The organism is Bdellovibrio sp. BIS2, from assembly GCF_055398295.1.
On the sequence record NZ_AP035879.1, the window covers coordinates 3,633,136 to 3,652,459 of the forward strand.

The following is a 19,324-nucleotide window of genomic DNA, read 5'->3' on the forward strand; positions in this document are numbered from 1 at the left end:
TTATTTCTGCTCAAGCTGTGTTTTCAAATTTATCAGACTCTGATCCATGTCCCGGATGATATGGTCTTCGCCGCCAAAAATCTTGTTAAACAGGAAGCTCATCACATTCATGGGGATGGACATCTCATCATGCATTCCCATGGTGACGCGGGTCTGACCAGCGTCCACAGCCTCCGTGGTCACGTAAGAATCAAAGCTGGCTTCCATCGGGATCTTAAAACGGATCTCGGTGTCCACGCGAGTGTTTTCAGAAAGACCTTTGATCTCCTGCTCACCCACTCCGACCTCTTTCATCGCGCTTTCCCAGGAAGCGACAAAACCGATGGTCCCGTCCTCGCCTTGGTACTCCATCTTCACTTTGGGGTCTTTCAGAAACCAGGCATTCCACAGGTTCTGATTCTTCAGTTGTTTCACATAGGCGTAAACTTCAGACTGGGGCCTATCGATAATGATGTCACGGCTGACCTTAAAGTCCTTGGGTGCCAGAAGTCCCAGCACCAGAATCAATGCCACCAGGGAACCAACTATTATTCCAAATGTTTTCATAGACTTTCCGAACCTATTTATCCACGATCGTTTTGAAGCCGCCGTAGGCCATGCGCTTCATATCAAATGGCATTTTATCCGGCTGCATGTCCTTCATCTTCGGATCATTCATCATGGCCTTGTTCGCACGGTCCCGAGCCGCACGGGATTTGTAGGTGATCCATGAAAACACAATCACTTCATCGGATTTTGCCTTGGTCAGCTTAGGAAACGGCAGCGCCCATTCGATATTCATGTCATCGCCGACACATTCTTTGTATTCCAGCGCCCCGTACTTCAAAAAGATTTTTGAGGCCTGCATCGCCATCTTGCGATACTGTGCCATGTTTTTCTTGGGAACAGTCAGTACAAATCCATCTACGTATTTTGCCATATGATTCCTCCGTTATGTTTCTATGTATTCCTTCATCGTCACTTGAGACTTATTGCCACGTTAATAACAATATATGGAACCAGGCCCGTTCTGGAAGGAGAAATGCATGGTTAATCAAATCTACGTGAATCTTCCTGTCAAGAATCTGAAAAGATCCATGGAGTTCTTCAGCAAGCTGGGTTTTGAATACAACATGAAGTTCACCAACGACAGCGCCGCCTGCATGGTCATGGGAAAAGATATCTTCGCCATGCTTCTGGATGAAAACTTCTTCCAGACTTTCACCGACAAAACCATCATGGATGCCCGTAAGAACATTGAAGTCATTACCTGCTTTTCCGTCGATTCAAAAGAGCAGGTGGAAGCGCTGATCGACAAAGCCAAAAAAGCCGGAGGCCTGTCCCCACGCCCGCCCACGGACTATGGTTTTATGTACAGCCGCAGTTTTGAGGATCTGGACGGACATGTCTGGGAGATTGTCAGCTATTCTGGAGAAGAGCCGCCAAAGTAGGAGGACGCATGAACGATTTAAAAGTCGTACCCGCAGGTGACCGCAATATCGTCATCACCCGCACATTCAAAGCCTCTAAAGAAAAAATCTTTGATGCCTACACGAAACCGGAATATTTGAAACGCTGGCTGCTGGGCCCGGAAGGATGGACCCTGCCCGTTTGCACTCTGGATCCCCATCCCGGAGGTCAATACCACTATTTGTGGCGCCACGAGGACGGCCGCGAAATGGGAATGCACGGAGTGGTAAAAGAGATTCACCGCCCCGACCATCTGCAAACCACCGAGCTCTTCGATGAGCCCTGGTATCCGGGTGAGGGCCTGAATGACCTTTCGCTGACCGAAGACGGCAAAACCACGCTGCACACGGTGGTCTTGCGCTACGAATCCAAAACTGCGCGAGATATGGTTTTACAGTCAGGCATGCACCGCGGACTTAGCGAAAGCTACAACCGCCTGGAAGATCTTTTGCGGATCATGTAAGCGAGGCAAGAACCCGCATTAATCCCACGCCGGCGCAAAAGCCGGATTCGCCAGTCGTTCCCCCGAGTTCAGGTTGGCAATCAGTTCTTTTTCTTCCGCAGTCAAAAGCCCCCGGCGTGCCTGCAGATTTTTCTGCAGATTCTGTTTCTTGGTCGAAGAAGGAATGACCACCATTTCCTGATCCATCAGCCAGGACAAAACCACATCCGCCGGTGTCACTCCATGTCGGCTTGCGATCTTCAGCAGTGTTTCATCTTTCATGACTTTCCCATAAGCCAGCGGCATATAGGCCGTTACGGTCACACCCACCGACTGCAGGTAATCAACCAGCTTTCGGTTTTGCAGATACGGATGAACCTCGATCTGATTGGTGAATATGTTCTTGGCCCCGACAATTTCAACAGCTTTCTTCATTTCACTGATCGGGAAGTTGGAAACCCCGATCTCTTTGCTCAACCCCAGGGACTTTGCCTGCATCAGGGCCTCCAAAGTCTCGGCCAAGGGAACTTTTCCTTCCGGAGATGGCCAGTGAATCAACACCAAATCCACATAGTCGGTTTGCAGCTTCTGAAGACTTTCCTTCAAGCTTGGAATCAGACTTGCTTTGGACAGATTCTCTGTCCAGATTTTGGTGGTCAAAAACACGTCTGCGCGGGGCATCCCGCTTCCAGTCAGCACCTTCCCCACTTCGGTTTCATTGTCATAGATCTGAGCCGTGTCGATATGGCGATAGCCCAGCTCCAGTCCCATTCTTACTGAGTTTTCGGCGTCAGCGCCTTTTAAACGAAAGGTTCCAAGTCCGATTTGTGGCATTTTCATAGAGTTCTCCTCATCAAAGATACGTTTTGATAAGGCTAATCTAACATTTTCACTGTTGCTGATTCAGACATAAAACCGCAATTGATCTTTGACTTGAAATCAATAATCCATTTAGCAATCCTTAGTGAATACCGAGTGCAAGTCGGCTTTCATCACTGACCTTGCGCAATCGCATAGACAGGCGTAGCTTCGGAAATATGAAAACGGACACTGTACACCCGACTTTAACTCGCGGGTTGGTCCTGCTTCTGATGGCTGCCGTCGGAATCATTGTTGCCAACTTATATTATGCTCAACCCATCACCGCCATGATCAGTCAGGCTTTGGGACTGGATCCCAGCGCTGCCGGTCTTGTCGTGACCCTTACTCAGATCGGATATGGACTGGGAGTTTTGCTGATTGTGCCTTTGGGTGACATCATCGAAAATCGCCGTCTGGTTCTGACCATGATTGGGATTGCAGTACTGGGTGTTCTGGGCCTGGCGTTTGCCTCGCAACTGACGCCTTATTTTATCGCCGCGTTCGCCACTGGACTTGGGGCTTCGACCGTGCAAATTCTTGTGCCCTACACGGCGCACTTTGCCCCGGAAGTAAAACGAGGCCAGGTCGTTGGCAGCCTGATGAGCGGATTGATGATCGGGATTATGCTGTCCCGTCCGGTCTCAAGCCTGCTGACGGATTTATTTTCGTGGCATGCGGTTTTTGTTCTGTCTGCCGCACTGATGATGGTCCTTGCCGTCATTCTTTATAAAGTGATGCCGGAACGTCATCCCGAGAATAAAAACATCCACTATTTTGATCTGCTGAAATCCATGGGACGACTGTTTGTTGAAACACCGGTGGTCCGCCGTCGTGGCGCCTATCAGGCTTTTATGTTTGGAGCATTCTGTCTGTTCTGGACCGCAAGTCCCCTGCTGCTGGCCGGGCCGAAGTTCAACCTGTCCCAGTCAGCCATTGCGATCTTTGCATTGGTCGGAGTTTCCGGAGCGGTGATTGCACCCATTGCCGGTAAAGCCGCCGACAAAGGTCACAGCCGCATAGCGACCATGATTGCCATGACGGTTTCGGCCTTTTCATTTTTGTTAAGTCACTTCTTTGACGGTGGTTCTACGGCTTCATTGGCCGCGCTGGTGATTTCCGCAATCCTGCTGGATGCAGGCATCACCGCCAATCTGGTGATGGGTCAAAGAGCGATTTTCTCACTAAATGCGGAATACCGCAGTCGTTTGAACGGACTCTTTATCGCGACGATTTTTGTGGGAGGTGCGGTGGGATCTACACTGGGTGCGTGGGCCTACGCCCGTGGCGGCTGGGAGCTGACATCGTGGGTGGGGTTCCTGATGCCAGCCCTCGCCTTTGCTTACTTCCTTACGGAAAAGAAGTCCTAGTCGAACAGTTCTTCCAGGAATGATTTTCTGCGTTTGTAAGGTTTCTGATACTGATAGGGCTGCTGATGCTGCTGCTGATATTGAGGGGGTTGTTGATGTTGAACAACCTCTTCGCGTTTTGGAGCCGCCTCGTATTCTGCGGATCTTTCGATGATCTTATCAAGCTCGCCGCGATCCAGCCAGATGCCGCGGCACTCAGGGCAATAGTCAATTTCAATCCCTTTGCGTTCAGAGATCACCAGATTCGGTTCTTTACAGTTTGGACATTTCATATTTTCTGCCTCCTGATAAATCCAATGTAGCTCAGGGCAGTTCATTTTAAAAATCGATAAACTTAATCAAGATGTTTGATTAAAACAAAGTACGCACAGAGATTTCATGCTGTTATTGCACGAAATTCCCTCTGAATGCTTGAACTTAAAGCGTCGCTCGCTGAACATAATGGATACAACCCGAGGTGCCCTAATGAATGTCAAAGACAGCGAATTCAAAGCCCTGCTGGAAAAGTACAAAAAATTTTCCGTCTATGGTCTAAGCCCTGATGCCACGAAAGCCAGCCACTATGTTCCGGCTTACATGCGTGACCATGGCTGGGACATGGTGGGAACTTACCCCAAAAAACATGAAGCCGGAGGATTTAAAATCTATAACAGTCTTGCTGAAGTTCCGGCGGAGTATCGCAAGTTTGTGGATGTCTTTCGCAGTTCGGACCGCATCGACGAAGTCGTCGATGAAGCCTTGGCTGTTGGTGGAGTGGAAGTGTTATGGCTGCAGTTGGGGATTACCAACCCCGAGGCGGAAGCCCGCGCTGAAAAAGCGGGTCTCAAAGTCGTTTCCAACCGCTGCCTGATCATCGAACATAAAAAATACTTCTGATCAACTTGCCTGCTTCATGGGGGCAGACTGGCGGATATGACTCTTCAGGTCTTTTTTTAAGGCAATAAAGAGTCTTTCCTCCAGATTGTCCACCAGAGCATGAAGCTTTTTATCATGCAGGCCGAAACGTTTGCGGGCGGGGTCACTCAAAACACTGACCACCAAACTGCAGGCCGTCAGCAGTGTTCCCACCGCCAGAGTCGCCAGCACCACCTGGGTATTTGTGGGCGCCGGAGGAAAAACTCCATAAAACACCGACCCCACTTTTTCACCCAGGAAAAAGTTCGACGACGCCTTTTCGCGGGCCATCTGCCGGGCAATCTTGCTTCCTATTCCCATGACCCCCAGCGATTTGTCTCCGAAATAAATCCATCCTGCCGCCAGAGTCAGAAGAGAACTGCAGATATCATTGATCATGGCCTGACTGGAGGTGTACTTTTCAATCTCTTTCAGCACTTCACTGCGGATCTTGCGTTGATTCAGCTCAACCGCCCCCGACGCCAGCATTGGCCCCAGCACGGCATCCTTGCGCAGACAGTCCATCAGGATGTCTTCACCCACAAGCTCTGTTGCGATCAGCTTTTCGATGTCCTTTTGATAGCCCGTTTTAAAACTTGCCGGAAGAATGTCGATCAGAGGATTTAGCGCCGGCCAGCCCATTTTGTCGGAAGTCTCTACAGCTTTTTTTAGCATCAGATAGGGAATCGACCAGAGGGCATTCACCGGACTTAACAGCAGATCCAGAGGCAGATGCCTTTTCTGAATCCGGATTGTTTCAGACACGGAAAAATGCTTTTCAATGAAGGGGGCAATGTGCTGCTTTCTTTCTGCGGCGAACTTTTCGATGCAGTCATCTATGGCGCCCAGAACTGGCGCGGCTCTTTGATCCATGAGGAATCTCCTGGATCCATTCTGACAAATTTTATTCGTGAAAAGGATTAATTCTCAACCGGATCGTGGCATTGCGTGCGAATCTCGTTTTTAAACAGGACGTCCCGGCTGAAAGACAAAAAATCTGTCAACCTTTCAGCCACTTCTAAAACAAATACTGAAGCGAGAATCCTGAAGACACGTAATACTGCAGGTCGCGATTGGAATTATTGAACAAAGCAATCACCCCATTATCAAAAATACGAATGCGATAAGCCAGCCCGATTCGGCTGGGCATAAAGGTGTAAGTTGTTCCAAACTCCAGTCCATAACGAAGAGCGGTCCAGTCATAGTATTCCGGATACGGATACTTATCCGGGGACTTCATAAAGTAATGCTCCTGATCCAGAGAGTACGCCATGAAGAAGCCAAACTGCAGCGGCCGCCACATGTCCTCCCCCACCGGACTGTTCCAGCGGGAATACCGATAGACAAAATTTGTCTGGTAATAGGTCTGATCATCCAGCGGGTAAGCCCCCAGGGACAGATCCACCGCATGTTCAGGCTCCCACTCGTAACTAAAGCCCGCCGCCACTGTACCCATGAAGCCTGCTCGCTCCACAACCGCACGCCAGTCTCCGGCTTGCGCCGAAAGACCCAGCAGCAACATCGCCACGAAAAGACCTACTTGATATTTTCGCATGTGGTGACTCCTGTATCCATACGTTTCACACAGAACTGTCCGCCCTGCACGGTGATCGTCAGCCAATGGGTGCCATCATCCCCTGCAACACGCCCACATTGCATCATGATGGTGTCGTGATCTTTCGACAGATCATAGACGTGGTTGTGACCATTAAAAATCACCTTCACTCTGGGGTGTTCGATCACATAACCCAGAATCGTGGCATCGTCGTTGAAATAGCGCTCGTTATCGCGCAACTGCACATGCGAAAAGATCATGATGTTCTTGCCGGTTTCATCCACCCGGTCCTTGAGCCACTGCGGATCGAATTCAGCCGGGTTTTCCAGGTTGTTGGAATTGAAGAAGATATATCTGTAAGTCGCGGACTCGAAATAGAAATTCGATTTGCCAAAAGCCTTGCGATAAAGCTCCGGGCCCGCCCCGATGGAATCGTGATTTCCCACCGCATTGATATTGATCTGATCCAGGCGCCCGATGGCTTCGATAAATTCATCGTATTCCAGGTTATAAGCTGAATTGGTGAAATCCCCCAGCCCTGCCACAAAATCAAGATCGGTCGCCTGATTCATCTGATAAGCCATCTTGTCGGTGGCCTTGTAGTTCTGATGCGGGTCAGAGAAAACACCGATACGAATGACTCCGTCACCCTCGATATCGCCCAAGCGACTGATGGCAATTTCGTTCAAGTTGCGCTCAGGACGCAGCAGATTGTCGGAAAAAGGCGAATCCACGAACGGGGCGCAGGAGCTGGTCAGGACAAATGCGGAAAGATAGAATGCCCACTTCATCATAGTCTGAACTCCACACCTAGACGGCCATAGAAATCATTTTTGATCGTGGTCACTTTTGAGTTCGGAACATAAATGCGCTCGGATTCATACAACCGCCGATCCACCGCCGCCCCCAGCGCAAAAGACACTCCGGTCTGAGGAGTCACGAACTTTTTCAAGGCCCCTTCGGCAAAGATCTCTTGATAATACAGGCGGTCCGCGCTGTCTTTGCGGGTGTCAAACATGTACGATCGCACCGTCAGGGCAGTCTTTGCCTGGAAGACAAAGCCATGATCCAGATTCTTACTGGTGGCCAGCTTAACGCCGAACGGAGTCAGGCTAAAGTTAGTCACCCATTCTTCGGTGGCTCCCCATTCCAACATCAGGAAGGGCAGCCCCAGACTGAAACGAAAGCCCGGCCAGATATCCTGAACCACGCCGATGAACGGGTAAGGCATGCCGTTGTATATTCCCCGATTGTCAGACTGATTCACCGCAAAGATCCAGTGATAGTCGTTGCCAGTCACCATTCGGTAAGAGATCGTCCCGTCGAAATAGTCATTGCGTGGCGCACCCCAAGGAACGTCACTGGCCGTGGCGTAAGAGGCAAAAACACTCATCATGCTGCCGCTGGCGAAAACTTTACGCACGCCAAACCCCGCCCCTTGATTCTGCAGGGCGGTTCCAATGAAGATGCTTTCTCCACCAAGATTGAACTGGGCCCGGCCCAACTGAAGGTTCTCGTCGAATATGCGGGCGGATGCGCTCCAGGTTTCGCTTTTATAAATGGGAATTCGGATGTCTCCACCCACGATTCGCACGGGTGAATCTTTGTAGGTGTAGGGCGAAGACCAAAGGTCCGATCGAAAATCGAAGATCAATCGCAGATTGTCTTCTTCAATCGTGGGGATCGTTCCCAAAGGAGCGCCCCAACAAGGTTGCAGCGCCAGCATCAAAAAAAGGGGTATCAGACGTTTAAGCACATATCAGTTTTAGAATTGCTGTAAACATCAGTCAATGGATAGAACGGATTAAAGCTCTGTTCACTGACATCCTGTCAGACGACGAAGTTGTGCCAATTGGTACGCCCCGAAGACACCGTTGAACAGGCAGCGCACCAGCGGATCTTCCACGACGTCCACTTCAGCCACAGCGGAACTTAGTTCGGGTGCAAAATCATAATCGTTAATCCGCATGTACATGGATGTCAGGGTCTCGCCTGCCTGCAAAGCCGCATGCAGCTTGTAAAGAGACACTTCCGTCGTCCAGCCAATGTCTTCGGTGGCAGCGGTCCGCGTTTCGATCTCGGCCCCGTGGACCTGATACAAGAACTCCTGACCCTGACCTTGGTGATCAAAAACGGAAAGTCGCCAAAGACGAGGATTTTCGAAATAGATATCTTCCGGGGGAACCATTGAACGGTACTTTTCCAAAAGGTCTGACTGGCAGTATTCAATCACACGGCGGTATTGTTCCGCCGTCAGAGCCGGAAAGCGCTTGGCGATTTCTGCGGTTTTAGGCGGAACCAGTTTCGGCTGATAGTCATAGTCAACATCCTGCGGTCCCACTGGTTTTATCCAAGGCAGCGCCGCGGCCGGGCTCACACCTTCCCCATTCAGTATTACACTGCAGGACGGATTCAAGCGGACCACCTGCGCTTGTGGCAAAAGGTCCTTTAGCTGCTTTTGAAATCCGGCATAGGACACAGGGAAAAAGGCATGATTATACCAAGACCAGCTTTCCATCGAAAACTGACAAGAGCTTGGGATCACAAAACGGGGATTAAGTGCCTTGAGCTGTTCGGCCCATTCTTTTGGGATCAAACCATCGGACGGGGCCGCACTTCTGGGGGCGATGACTTCAATTTCCCGCATGGTCTGAAAAGGCCACATAATCAGGTCCCAGGGACCTTGGGCACGCAACAAATCCAAAGTGTCGTAGTCAATCCAGGAATCCACGACATTCAGAATGTTTAAACCTTTGGCCTTGATCTGAAACAACGAATCCACATCCGCATCCAAAGCCCGGCGCGGGATGATTTCAAATTCCCCGATCTTGACCGGCACATTCAGCGCCAAAGAGTTCACGTTCGTGAACCCCAGTTGTCGAATCCAATCAAAGATCTCGTCAAAAACACAGTACATGTAAATCGGCGTGCTTCGATCCAGCAGATTCAAGCTGTCCAAAGAACAGTGGTCGTCATGATAGTGTGAGATAAAAACGGCGGAAAATTTCAGATCCCGAATCTGCTCCTTATCAAATTCCACCGCAGGAAATGCATGGCAATTACGACTGAAGGGATTTTCAAAGATCGTATCAAAGGCCACACGCGTGCCCTCGCACTCAAAGACGTAACCAGCATGCAGGATTCGGGAAACTTTCACCATGGCAGTGTTCTATTACAGACCAGGGCCTTTGCCACGCGTTTTTGTGATATTTATAACTTACTGAAATCACTTGTTTTAAGGCCAAATTTGACAGACCCCTTCCAGAGGTTTATATTTAACTTATTAGTTAATTAACCGATAGGTGTATTATGCAAGACCATCTTAGCCTGACCTTTGCCGCCCTTGCCGACCCGACCCGCCGGGCGATGCTGGCTCAGCTTTCAAAAGGTGAAGCCAATGTGTCGGATTTGGCAAAGCCATTTCTAAAGGAAATGAGCCTGCCTGCTGTCACCAAACATCTGAAGGTCCTGGAAAAAGCGGGCCTGATTACGAAATCCAAAGAAGCCCAGTGGCGCCCCTGCAAATTGAATGGCGACGGCTTAAAAGATGTCGCCGACTGGATGGAGCAATACCGGGTCTTCTGGGAAGAAAGCCTTGATCGCTTAGATGCCTACTTAAAAACCGTCACTGTGAAAGAAAAACCGAAAGGGAAAAAACATGGCCGCAAAAAGTAAATCCAACGAAATTAAAATTACCAGAATCTACGATGCTCCGGTGAAGGCCGTGTGGGATGCCTGGACGGACCCTGATCAAGTCGCCAAGTGGTGGGGTCCGCGAGGATTCACCATCACCACTCACAGCAAGGACCTGCGCCCCGGCGGCCACTGGGCTTACACCATGCATGGACCTGATGGAACCAACTGGGAAAACAAAACCATTTATCATGAAGTCGTAGAACGCTCCCGACTGGTGTACGACCACGGAGGCAATGATGACAGGCCTCCTCTGTTCCGGGTGACGGCGACATTCCAGGACGTCAAAGGCAAAACCAAACTTGAAATGACCATGACTTTGCCGACACCTGAAGCCGCACAAGAAACCAGAAAGTTTATCAAAGCTGCAGGTGGCAACTCCACTTGGGACCGTCTGGCAGAGTATCTGGAGAAAGAGTCCACCGGACACGAGACCTTTGTGATCAACCGCTCCTTTGAAGCCCCGATCAACACGGTGTTTGAGATGTGGACAAATCCAGAGCACTTTGCCAAATGGATCCCACCGACAGGGTTCACCATGAAGTTCCTGCGCGCGGATATTAAACCCGGCGGCAGCACGCTTTGCATGATGACGGACGGAAAAGGTGTCGAATTTTACAGTCGCGCCGACTATCTGGAAATTCATCGCCCGGACCGCATCGTGTACACACAGCAGTTCTGCGACAAGGACGAAAGACCCTCCCGTCACCCACTGGCGCCGACGTGGCCTGAATCCATGAAGACCACGGTGCTGCTGACCGAGGAAGCTCCGGATGAAACCCGGGTCACAATCACCTGGGAAGCTCACGGCACATGGACGAAAGAGGAACTGGCGACCTTTGTTCAAGGCCGCGCCGGAATGACGCAAGGATGGACTGGATCCTTCGACAAACTGGAAGAGTTGCTGGCGAAAAAATAAGAATGAAAAAGGCCGTGACACCCACGGCCTTTTTTTATTTCAGAAGCTGACGAAGTTCAGACTCGCTGAGTTTTTGCAATCGCAAAAGCTCGTCATAGGGATTCCCGGACAGCCCCAATGCCTTGGCAAAAGCAGGCTCGGTCTTATCCCCGGCTTTACGCAAAGCCAGAATCTTATCACCCAACGATGCTCCCCCCACATGCAACAGACGCTCTTCTGCCAGGAAGTGCAGATTGCCGCTTTGTTTGGCGGAATCTTTGACTTGGGCAAAGACCTCAAAGGGCACACCTTGGAAATCAAAAGAAGCTGTCACCGCAGAATACTGCGCGTGGGTTTCGGTCTTGAAGTTTTCAAAGCCGGAGAAATGCTTTTTAAACAAAGTCTCGGCTGCCGTCAGATCTGGAACGTTGATCAGAACATCCACGTCAGATCCTGAAACATCGATACCCAGTGGGAATGTTCCCACCAACAGGGGCTGATGTTCCTTCAGGGACTTCAGAACACCTGCGCTTTTCACGGCTGCATAAACGGCTTCGTTCTTTTCCAGTCGGATAACAGATTCCAAAGACAAGGGATGAAATTTGATCGCCAGTTCATCCAACGAAATTTCAAGCTCCGGATTAAAATCCTTTTTTAAGCCTGATTCACTGAATACTGCATTTGGATAGCGAGACTTGATTTCATCAAAGCCGACATCTGCGACCACTTCAAAGTGTTCAAAACCCTCGATGGTGATTTTACCCGGCTTCGGTGCCGGAAGCTCAACCACCTGAATGGACCAATCTCGAAAACAAATGGGCTCAGCGAATTTGTATGTGGCAATGGGGCGCCCGTTCACATCACTTTCAATCAGAAGCTCGGCAAAAGATGCGAATTGTTTCTTAAAGGAGTTATAATTCTCCAACGAAGAGACGCGATAACAAAGATGATCGATGAACCAATGCTTATCCAATTGGATATTCTGAGCATCCAATTTATTGAATACCCTCTGCAAAAAGTCCTGAGCTGCGATGTTAAATTCATTCATATTCATTTTTAGACGCCCCAGAAAGATGAGCCTTTTATAGTATCAAAACCCGGGCGGCGGCAACCCTCGACCGGCCTTGACCTCCATCGGCAAAACCCCCTATTGTAGGGCTTATGAAAATGATCTCTTGGAATGTGAATGGGTTGCGTTCGGTCCACCGCAAAAATTTCCGCGAATGGTTCGAAAAAGAAAAGGCCGACATCGTCTGCCTGCAGGAAATTAAAATCACCGATGAAGCCATCAAAAAGGATGAAGAATTCTATCATCCGGCCAAATATCATTCTGCCTGGGCTTTTGCCGAAAAAGCTGGTTATTCCGGCCTGGCGCTTTATTCCAAGAAAGAGCCCGACGATGTGCGCATTGGTTTGGGTATTGCCAAGTTTGATGTCGAAGGCCGCTGGCTGGAGGCGGATTTTGGCCCCATCACGGTTGTGAACAGCTATTGGCCGAACAGTCAGCGCGAACACACCCGTTTGCCCTTTAAGCTTGAATTCTGTGCGGCGGCGGAAAAGCGCCTGCAGGCACTCAGAAAAAAAGGCCGCGAGGTCATCATTTGCGGGGACTTTAATATCGCCCACAAAGAGATCGATCTGCGCAATCCGAAATCCAATATGAAAAATGCCGGATTCCTTCCCGAAGAACGCGCATGGATGACACGGTTCCTGGATAAGCTTGAATGGGTCGACAGTTTCAGAAAATTTGAACAGGGCCCTGATCATTATACCTGGTGGAGCTACCGTCCCGGAGTTCGCGAAAAGAACATCGGATGGCGCTTGGATTATTTCCTGGTGAACAAAGAGGCTTCCGACCGCCTCAAAGCAGCGGCTCACTGCCCGGATGTGATGGGCTCTGACCACTGTCCGGTGCGCCTGACACTGAAGAAATAAAAAAAGCGGCTTTGTTACAAGCCGCTTTTTCTTTTTAAAGACTCTTCATCACTTTCACAAGCTGATCGGCACAAATGCCCCAGCCCTCGTGAAAACCCATGGCTTCGTGTTTTTTCAGATCCTCTTCACTGCGATGGCGGGCCACGGCCGTGTACTTGGTTTTACCCTGATGCTCTTCCAGCAAAATGAAAGCCGTCATCGGGAAGCCCGCGCCAGATTCCACCGTCGGAACCGGACGGAATCCAGGAGCCAAAACATCGGTCCACACAAGCTTCTTGTTTTTTTCAACCTCCAGGAAGCAGCCGACATTCGGGTACTTGTCACCTTCCGGAGACTGCATCACCGTGCGGAAGATCCCACCGGGCTTCAGATCCACTTCGGCTTCGATGGTTTTCCATGGTTCTGGACAGAACCACTTGGTCAGAATCTCTGGAGTCGTCCAGCCCTTCCATACCTGTTCAGGGGTCAAATCAATAACTCTTTCCAGCACCAGATCAAGCTTTGGATCAATCTTCATAACGGCCTCCTATTTCGGCATCTTGCTCATGTTCATAAATAAAATATTCCAGCGGTGGCCATCGGGATCGGCAAAGCCACATCCGTACATCCAACCGTCTTTGTCTCCAGGATCCCCAAAGGATTTAGCCCCTGCTTTTTCAGCGCGGCGGGCCCAATCATCCACTTCCTCGACCGAGTCCGCACCCAATGAAAACAGCACTTCTCCGGATTCATGACTTTCCGTCACAGCAGATCCACCAATAAATTCCTTAAACATCACATCCGGAAATATGTTCAGCACCACCTTCTTGCTTCCCAAAAACATTCCCACCATGTGCGGGGCTGCATGGGCGGTGTTCATTTCAAAACCCAGCTCCGTATAGAACTTGCGGGTCTTTTCAATGTCTTTCGAAGGAAGGTTGATCCAAAATTCGCCTTTCATTTGCAGCTCCTTACTTTACTTCCACGATGGCTTTAAGATTTTCAAAGCCCTTGCGGAATTGATCCGTGACCATTTTTTCGCAATCGATAAAGAATGTAACAAGTTTTCCAACATAACCGCCATTACCGGACATGGCCCAACTGAAACGGGTGCCTTGTCCTTCGGGGGTCAGGCGGTATTCCACAATGTTGTCAGCAGCCAAGGGCTCCGTCATCAGCAGACGAAGCTGCACCAGCTCGTTGGGAATAATTCGGATAATTTCTATTGATCCTGCGCCAGCGTCTTTGTTCCCCGCAAAGGTCATTTTGCCGCCGACTTGATTCGGTTCACCGATAAATTCTTTTTTCATGTTGGGGTCCACTTTTTCAAAAGGAGACCACTCCCCGCCCAGCTTCAAATCACTAATATATGGAAAGATCTTTTCCGGCGGAGCCGCGATCACTTCGCTGACTTCATAACGGAACTCACCCTTGCGAGTGGCGATAAAGGCCAAAAACAGTGCCACGACAACCAGCATACCCACGACTACTTTGATCAACATAACGACCTCCTATATGAGAAACATTAACATACTATTTAGTATGTTGTAAAGATCGGTCTTTTTTGCTAGACTCTTTACATGGAAAAAGGAAAAAAGGGGCAGAAAGCACCCGTTAAAAAGACCCGAAACCTGGAAAAGTCCCGCAAAGAGATTTTGGATGCGGCCTTTTGGGAGGTCTTTACCCGCGGATTTCAAGGGGTTAGCATCGATGACATTGTCAAAAAGACATCGATGACCAAAGGGGCCTTTTACCATCAGTTCCCGACAAAACTGGATCTGGGCTATGCCCTGGTCGATGAAGTCATCAAACCGATGACCTACGCCCGCTGGATTGATCCACTGAAAACCTATGAAAACCCCCTGGAAGGGATCTTGTTGCAGCTAAAAAACCTGATCGGCAAAGCCGATCCTCAGGAACTTCGCTATGGTTGTCCTTTGAATAATCTAGTGCAGGAAATGGCTCCGGTGGATCCGGGCTTTAAAGCACGTTTGCAAGATGCTCTGAACTATTGGATCGATGGCATGGATCAGGAACTCAAGCGCGCCAAAAAAGCGGGGTATCTGCGTGAAGATATCAACACCCGTCAGGTGGCGCATTTCGTGGTGATGGCGCATGAGGGTTTTTACGGAATGCTAAAAGGCCTTGAAGACCCCAAAGCCTTTAATGCTCTTTATGATTCCTTAAAAAGATATTTTGAAATTCTAAAAGCCTAATCAGGACGATAGCCGCTGATATTTTCAAAGAGCTTTTGCATCTTCTGGTAAAGCTCGTTGATGTTCTTTTCAGGATCTTTTCCAGCCAGCATCGCCGCTTCTTCGATCTTTTCGATACAACGCAAGTCCTGACAGATCATGTACGAATTACTGACATTGGCACTCATCGCCACCGACAAGAGGCCGATTTCTTCTGAAGATCCATAGGCGTGGCACCAGTTGCACAGCCCTCCCGTGGGCTCACCGCTGGGAGCTGTTCTTTTAAACGCAACCCCTTTGGGAAGATCCCAGTTCGGCATCTTCATCACCAGATAGGTGTAAACGCCGGAAGGCTCTTTCCAGGTGAAGTAAGAACGAATATTCAGCGGATAGCGCAGGCGATCGGGCAGAACCAATTTCTTCTGATCACGCACACGGAACGACTTCACCAGCTCATCTTCAGAGCTGATCGAAAAGGAATGTTCGGCCTGGAAATTATTGCTGTGAGATTTAATCATGGACTTAGAATATTCCAAGCCCATGATCAAATCGAACAATTTCAACTATAGACCCGCCTTATCAAGACCGAAATAGGCATCCGCGGACCCGGCGGGATTGCGGAAAGCCACATTCAGACGGTTCCACACATTCACCACGCTGATCCCCAACGTCAGATGAACCAGCTCCTTTTCAGAGAAGTGTTCACGAACACGCTGATACAGTTCATCACTGATATTATCACCGTGAAGCTTGGTGACCGCCTCGCTCCATTCCAAAGCGGCTCTTTCCTTATCCGTAAACAGATGAGAATCGCGCCACACGGCAATGTGATACATACGCAGCTCGCGTTCACCGCGGATTTTGGCTTTTTTCACATCCATATCCAGACAGAACGCACAGCCGTTGATCTGGGAAACACGGTTATGAACCAGACCAAACAGGCTTTCACCAAGGGTTTCTTCCACCGACTGGCTCATTTGAGCGAGCTTTTGGAACTGATCTTGAATCATGGGTGCGAACTGAATTCTTGCTTTATGCATAGAGGCTCCTTGAAAGCGGTTTGTACCCTTAAGACGAGGGAGGCCTGAAAATTGTGACAAATCTGAATATTTTAAGGTGAATTGTCACATTTCGCCTTTTAAACTCGTCTTATCGACATGGAAACACCGCTTTATTTTAAAGAATGGGAACCGTCCTTTTCACAGCACCGTCCCTATTTGATATCATTCACGTTCAGAATGACCGGAAGTCTGGCCGAAGCCGAAGACCTGGTTCAGGATGTCTTTATTGAGGCGGCGAAAACCGATCCTTCCACCATCGAAAACCACAAATCCTGGCTGACCAAGATATGTTCCCACCGTGCGCTGGATCTGCTGAAGTCTGCTTACAAACAGCGGGAATCTTATTCCGGAACCTGGCTTCCGGATGCAGTGCCCGACAGTCTTCAATACTGGAACTTGCCCGAGACCGATTCCGCTGACAAAAATCTGATCAGAAGCGAAAGTCTGACTACAAGTTTTCTGCTGCTCTTGGAACGCCTAAATCCAGAAGAGCGTGCCGTCTATCTGCTGAATGAAATCTTTGATTATTCATTCAAGGAAATCTCTGAATTCTTAAACAAATCCGAAACCGCCTGCAGAAAGATCGCTCAAAGAGCGCGTGAGTTTATTTCCGCAAACAAAAAACGTTTTGAATCTGCCGAAGGTGCCAATCCCACAAGGCTGATTTCGCAGTTCTTTGAAACCGCCCGAACCGGCAATACCGAAGCCTTAAGTCTGCTTCTGGCGGACAGCTCTGAATTTTGGGCTGATGGGGGCGGAAAGATCTCGGCTGTTCCGCACATCCTGCGCACGCCGTATGATATCGCGCGGTTCTTTGCGGGCATTTATTCTTCTCGCGTGAAACCGCCATATGAGATGAAGATGGAATTGCACCCGGTCAGTGGACGTCCGGGTGTGGTGATTTCTAAAAAGCTTCCTTCGGGCGATTGGGCCTTTGAAACCCTGATTTCATTTGAGTTTGAAGACGGAAAGATTGCCCGAATTTATTCCCAAAGAAATCCGGACAAACTGGCGCGCCTGACATCGCTAAGCTAGCGGCCCGCCCAATGCTATGTCCAGAACTCTGCCGGTGGCGGGGTGCCGTTTTTGAACAGGTTATACCAGTGCTGACGCTTTTCTTCGGTGTAAACATCCAAAGCGCGCAAAAGCTCCAACGTGAAGTCCACCGGGCCGGCACCGGATGCCGTGATCAGATTTCCATCCGTCACTGCAAGCTTGTTCTGGTAATTGGCGTCTTCAGCGTAAGTCGGCACAAAAGCCTTTAGCATATTCAGATCATTACTGGTGTGTTTGCGGTCTTTCAGCAAACCTTCTTGCGCCAGCGCAAAAGTCGCCCCGCAGATCGCCGCCAGCAAAGAGTTTTGCTTCAGAACCTGCGCTGCCATCGCACGCACGTCTTTGTTGCGGTCCATATTAGGCCAGTTTTCCCCGCCGATCAGAATCAACGCTGACACCTGGTCTGCAGTAAAGTCTGTGATGGCCGCCTGAGGTTGTACCTTGAGGGTTCCGATGGAGGTGATGGTGTTCTTTGTTTCCGACACAACAGTGAAGGGAATCTTGTTCTGAGAAAGCTCACTCATCAGATAAGCACCTTCCCAGTCCGCGTATTCATCCGGCAGATAGATCAAAATCTTTTTGTCATTTGCAGCCATCAAGGCCTCCTAAGGTCATTGCATTACTTTGACTGAGACTTTACCGATAGAAATAGCTTTTCCCGTCTGATCAAGGATTGGAAAAACGGTGGAAATATACTTTTCTTCGGCGCCGCCCTTCACAAACACTTCATCATAAGTCAAAGGCGCCAGGGATTTTAGAACTTCCTGCTCTTTATCTGCTGGAGCCGAATGGTACGGCGAATTCAGCAGCTTAACACTTTTTCCCAATAAGGATTCCCGCGTAAAACCGACCAATACTGCAAAAGCCTCATTGCAGTTGGTGATAATGCCATCGGTGTCTTTCACTATCAGCAGGAAAGAAGCCGAGTCCAGCATCCTCTGCATACGGCTTTTGATACTTCCTTCATCGGTCACGTCGCGAGCGGAGGCGACTCTCACACCCAACTCATCATCGGCAGCAGCACTCCAACTGAGTGTCCGGTAAGAACCATCGGCGGTGCGATAGCGGTTCACAAAGCCCACTGAACGCAGACCCAAGCTGAGGGCCTTGATGTTTTCGCGGGTGGAAACGCGGTCCTCCGGATGAATGAACTCAAAGAACGGCGTGCTCAGCAGAGTTTCCTCGCTATGGCCCAGGGTGGTCACCAGGGACTTACTGACTTTCTTCAGCCGCCCGTCCTTACCGGCAACGGCCATCAGATCGTTCGAAATGGAAAAGAAACGATCCAATGTGATCTGGGAATCTTCCGTTTCAGACAGACGCTGCGCGAGCTTGTCGTAATCGCGACGGGCTTTAGCCAGCTCCAGACTGGAAGAATGGCAGGTGGCAATCCCAAAGCAGGCCAACGCTGGAATCAAAATAATAAAGGCAATGATTTGTGAAGTCGTAATGGCCGGAAGAATGATGGCCGCCGTCACAAACAGGGCTGACAGCAGCAAAATGGCAATGAGAGTGATCAGAGTGATCTTGTTCTGGACATGCCACGAACTAAAATACTCAAATGTTTTTTTCTTGTCGTTTAACGCCAAAACCCACGCCCCTCTAGCAGTACATGGGGATCATATACAACCGGATTGGAGGATTCAAGTAAACTGCTAACGCGGACAGCTTTAGTGCTCGCCGTCCGCCGCACGCATCTTGCGCAGAACCATCATTATGGTCTCGCCGTCCACCCCGGCGCGTCTCATCAGGGCTCGGGCCTGGTCAAAGTCGTCAGAATCCACGGCCTCAAAGAACTCGTCAATCTTATTGATCTCTGCAATTTTCTCAAGAACCAAAGTCCCCTCAAAATCACTTTCATCCATATAGACCTCCTGCAAAATCAGTTTAGTCACGGCGCTCTCAGCTGTAAATAAGCTTGTGCCCAGAGAAACTTAAG

Annotated in this window: 27 protein-coding genes; 9 read left to right on the forward strand and 18 right to left on the reverse strand. The window is 49.7% G+C overall.

Annotated features, from left to right (window positions below; translation table 11 throughout):
* Both ACZ520_RS17300 and ACZ520_RS17305 read right to left on the reverse strand, forming a co-directional pair.
* A complete protein-coding gene (locus ACZ520_RS17300; RefSeq protein WP_088563947.1) occupies window positions 1-546 on the reverse strand; it encodes an SRPBCC family protein in 546 nt (181 codons plus the stop codon).
* Between the two features lie 13 nt (window positions 547-559).
* Complete coding sequence (locus ACZ520_RS17305; protein ID WP_088563946.1) at window positions 560-919, reverse strand: DUF1428 domain-containing protein; 360 nt, start codon at window positions 917-919, stop codon at window positions 560-562.
* Between the two features lie 106 nt (window positions 920-1,025).
* Here ACZ520_RS17305 and ACZ520_RS17310 point away from each other — a divergent pair, with 106 nt between their 5' ends.
* Complete coding sequence (locus tag ACZ520_RS17310) at window positions 1,026-1,430, forward strand: VOC family protein (protein ID WP_374031438.1); 405 nt, start codon at window positions 1,026-1,028, stop codon at window positions 1,428-1,430.
* An 8-nt stretch (window positions 1,431-1,438) separates the two neighbouring features.
* The gene (locus ACZ520_RS17315) at window positions 1,439-1,912 is read left to right on the forward strand and encodes an SRPBCC family protein (RefSeq protein WP_088563944.1); all 474 of its coding nucleotides are present in this window, start codon (window positions 1,439-1,441) and stop codon (window positions 1,910-1,912) included.
* Window positions 1,913-1,930: 18 nt separating this feature from the next.
* Here the strand turns inward: ACZ520_RS17315 and dkgB are convergent, their stop codons facing one another.
* Window positions 1,931-2,731, reverse strand: a complete 801-nt coding sequence (dkgB, locus tag ACZ520_RS17320) for a 2,5-didehydrogluconate reductase DkgB (RefSeq protein WP_464126743.1) — start codon at window positions 2,729-2,731, stop codon at window positions 1,931-1,933.
* Window positions 2,732-2,928: 197 nt separating this feature from the next.
* Between dkgB and ACZ520_RS17325 the strand changes: the two genes are divergently transcribed.
* Window positions 2,929-4,119: an MFS transporter gene (locus ACZ520_RS17325; protein ID WP_464126745.1), complete on the forward strand. Its 1,191-nt coding sequence runs from the start codon at window positions 2,929-2,931 to the stop codon at window positions 4,117-4,119.
* On the opposite strand, the gene ACZ520_RS17330 is transcribed toward ACZ520_RS17325, so the two are convergent.
* Entirely contained in the window at window positions 4,116-4,391 is a 276-nt protein-coding gene (locus ACZ520_RS17330) for a TFIIB-type zinc ribbon-containing protein (protein WP_088563941.1), read from the reverse strand. The genes ACZ520_RS17325 and ACZ520_RS17330 overlap by 4 nt on opposite strands.
* 193 nt (window positions 4,392-4,584) lie before the next feature.
* Here ACZ520_RS17330 and ACZ520_RS17335 point away from each other — a divergent pair, with 193 nt between their 5' ends.
* Window positions 4,585-4,995 (forward strand): CoA-binding protein, encoded by a 411-nt coding sequence (locus ACZ520_RS17335; RefSeq protein WP_088563940.1) that lies wholly within the window; start codon window positions 4,585-4,587, stop codon window positions 4,993-4,995.
* Here ACZ520_RS17335 and ACZ520_RS17340 read toward each other — a convergent pair whose 3' ends face one another.
* The 5 genes from ACZ520_RS17340 to ACZ520_RS17360 form a co-directional block, all read right to left on the reverse strand.
* Window positions 4,996-5,886, reverse strand: a complete 891-nt coding sequence (locus tag ACZ520_RS17340; RefSeq protein ID WP_232468968.1) for a DUF6635 family protein — start codon at window positions 5,884-5,886, stop codon at window positions 4,996-4,998.
* A gap of 145 nt (window positions 5,887-6,031) precedes the next feature.
* Window positions 6,032-6,568 (reverse strand): hypothetical protein, encoded by a 537-nt coding sequence (locus ACZ520_RS17345; protein WP_464126748.1) that lies wholly within the window; start codon window positions 6,566-6,568, stop codon window positions 6,032-6,034.
* Window positions 6,550-7,362 (reverse strand): metallophosphoesterase family protein, encoded by an 813-nt coding sequence (locus ACZ520_RS17350; protein WP_374031443.1) that lies wholly within the window; start codon window positions 7,360-7,362, stop codon window positions 6,550-6,552. Before ACZ520_RS17350 ends, ACZ520_RS17345 begins: the two co-directional genes overlap by 19 nt.
* The gene (locus tag ACZ520_RS17355; RefSeq protein WP_464126750.1) at window positions 7,359-8,324 is read right to left on the reverse strand and encodes a hypothetical protein; all 966 of its coding nucleotides are present in this window, start codon (window positions 8,322-8,324) and stop codon (window positions 7,359-7,361) included. Before ACZ520_RS17355 ends, ACZ520_RS17350 begins: the two co-directional genes overlap by 4 nt.
* Before the next feature lie 60 nt (window positions 8,325-8,384).
* Window positions 8,385-9,728, reverse strand: coding sequence for an MBL fold metallo-hydrolase (locus tag ACZ520_RS17360; protein WP_464126752.1), 1,344 nt, complete (start codon window positions 9,726-9,728; stop codon window positions 8,385-8,387).
* Window positions 9,729-9,877: 149 nt separating this feature from the next.
* Between ACZ520_RS17360 and ACZ520_RS17365 the strand changes: the two genes are divergently transcribed.
* Both ACZ520_RS17365 and ACZ520_RS17370 read left to right on the forward strand, forming a co-directional pair.
* Entirely contained in the window at window positions 9,878-10,243 is a 366-nt protein-coding gene (locus ACZ520_RS17365) for an ArsR/SmtB family transcription factor (protein ID WP_088563937.1), read from the forward strand.
* A complete protein-coding gene (locus tag ACZ520_RS17370; RefSeq protein WP_374031446.1) occupies window positions 10,227-11,180 on the forward strand; it encodes an SRPBCC family protein in 954 nt (317 codons plus the stop codon). Before ACZ520_RS17365 ends, ACZ520_RS17370 begins: the two co-directional genes overlap by 17 nt.
* A gap of 34 nt (window positions 11,181-11,214) precedes the next feature.
* Here ACZ520_RS17370 and ACZ520_RS17375 read toward each other — a convergent pair whose 3' ends face one another.
* On the reverse strand, window positions 11,215-12,207 hold the full coding sequence (locus ACZ520_RS17375) for a VOC family protein (RefSeq protein ID WP_464126754.1): 993 nt from the start codon (window positions 12,205-12,207) through the stop codon (window positions 11,215-11,217).
* A gap of 113 nt (window positions 12,208-12,320) precedes the next feature.
* Here ACZ520_RS17375 and ACZ520_RS17380 point away from each other — a divergent pair, with 113 nt between their 5' ends.
* Window positions 12,321-13,094 carry an exodeoxyribonuclease III gene (locus ACZ520_RS17380; protein ID WP_374031449.1) on the forward strand — a complete coding sequence of 258 codons (774 nt, stop codon included), beginning with the start codon at window positions 12,321-12,323 and terminating at the stop codon, window positions 13,092-13,094.
* Window positions 13,095-13,128: 34 nt separating this feature from the next.
* On the opposite strand, the gene ACZ520_RS17385 is transcribed toward ACZ520_RS17380, so the two are convergent.
* The 3 genes from ACZ520_RS17385 to ACZ520_RS17395 are packed head-to-tail and all read right to left on the reverse strand — an operon-like array spanning window position 13,129 to window position 14,575.
* Window positions 13,129-13,611, reverse strand: coding sequence for an SRPBCC family protein (locus tag ACZ520_RS17385; RefSeq protein ID WP_374031450.1), 483 nt, complete (start codon window positions 13,609-13,611; stop codon window positions 13,129-13,131).
* Between the two features lie 9 nt (window positions 13,612-13,620).
* On the reverse strand, window positions 13,621-14,034 hold the full coding sequence (locus ACZ520_RS17390) for a VOC family protein (RefSeq protein WP_088563932.1): 414 nt from the start codon (window positions 14,032-14,034) through the stop codon (window positions 13,621-13,623).
* 10 nt (window positions 14,035-14,044) lie between these two features.
* Window positions 14,045-14,575, reverse strand: coding sequence for an SRPBCC family protein (locus tag ACZ520_RS17395; RefSeq protein WP_464126757.1), 531 nt, complete (start codon window positions 14,573-14,575; stop codon window positions 14,045-14,047).
* Window positions 14,576-14,653: 78 nt separating this feature from the next.
* Between ACZ520_RS17395 and ACZ520_RS17400 the strand changes: the two genes are divergently transcribed.
* Window positions 14,654-15,289: a TetR/AcrR family transcriptional regulator gene (locus ACZ520_RS17400; protein ID WP_417868097.1), complete on the forward strand. Its 636-nt coding sequence runs from the start codon at window positions 14,654-14,656 to the stop codon at window positions 15,287-15,289.
* Here the strand turns inward: ACZ520_RS17400 and ACZ520_RS17405 are convergent.
* Window positions 15,286-15,786, reverse strand: coding sequence for an FBP domain-containing protein (locus ACZ520_RS17405; RefSeq protein ID WP_088563929.1), 501 nt, complete (start codon window positions 15,784-15,786; stop codon window positions 15,286-15,288). The genes ACZ520_RS17400 and ACZ520_RS17405 overlap by 4 nt on opposite strands.
* Before the next feature lie 45 nt (window positions 15,787-15,831).
* Window positions 15,832-16,308 (reverse strand): carboxymuconolactone decarboxylase family protein, encoded by a 477-nt coding sequence (locus ACZ520_RS17410; protein WP_374031455.1) that lies wholly within the window; start codon window positions 16,306-16,308, stop codon window positions 15,832-15,834.
* A 117-nt stretch (window positions 16,309-16,425) separates the two neighbouring features.
* On the opposite strand from ACZ520_RS17410, the gene ACZ520_RS17415 reads away from it, so the two are divergent.
* Window positions 16,426-17,364, forward strand: coding sequence for a sigma-70 family RNA polymerase sigma factor (locus tag ACZ520_RS17415; RefSeq protein WP_464126760.1), 939 nt, complete (start codon window positions 16,426-16,428; stop codon window positions 17,362-17,364).
* Between the two features lie 14 nt (window positions 17,365-17,378).
* Here the strand turns inward: ACZ520_RS17415 and ACZ520_RS17420 are convergent, their stop codons facing one another.
* The 3 genes from ACZ520_RS17420 to ACZ520_RS17430 form a co-directional block, all read right to left on the reverse strand.
* The gene (locus tag ACZ520_RS17420; RefSeq protein WP_464126762.1) at window positions 17,379-17,981 is read right to left on the reverse strand and encodes a type 1 glutamine amidotransferase family protein; all 603 of its coding nucleotides are present in this window, start codon (window positions 17,979-17,981) and stop codon (window positions 17,379-17,381) included.
* A 15-nt stretch (window positions 17,982-17,996) separates the two neighbouring features.
* On the reverse strand, window positions 17,997-18,974 hold the full coding sequence (locus tag ACZ520_RS17425) for a PAS domain-containing protein (RefSeq protein ID WP_464126764.1): 978 nt from the start codon (window positions 18,972-18,974) through the stop codon (window positions 17,997-17,999).
* Between the two features lie 81 nt (window positions 18,975-19,055).
* A complete protein-coding gene (locus ACZ520_RS17430) occupies window positions 19,056-19,280 on the reverse strand; it encodes a hypothetical protein (RefSeq protein ID WP_464126766.1) in 225 nt (74 codons plus the stop codon).
* Between the last annotated feature and the right edge of the window lie 44 nt (window positions 19,281-19,324).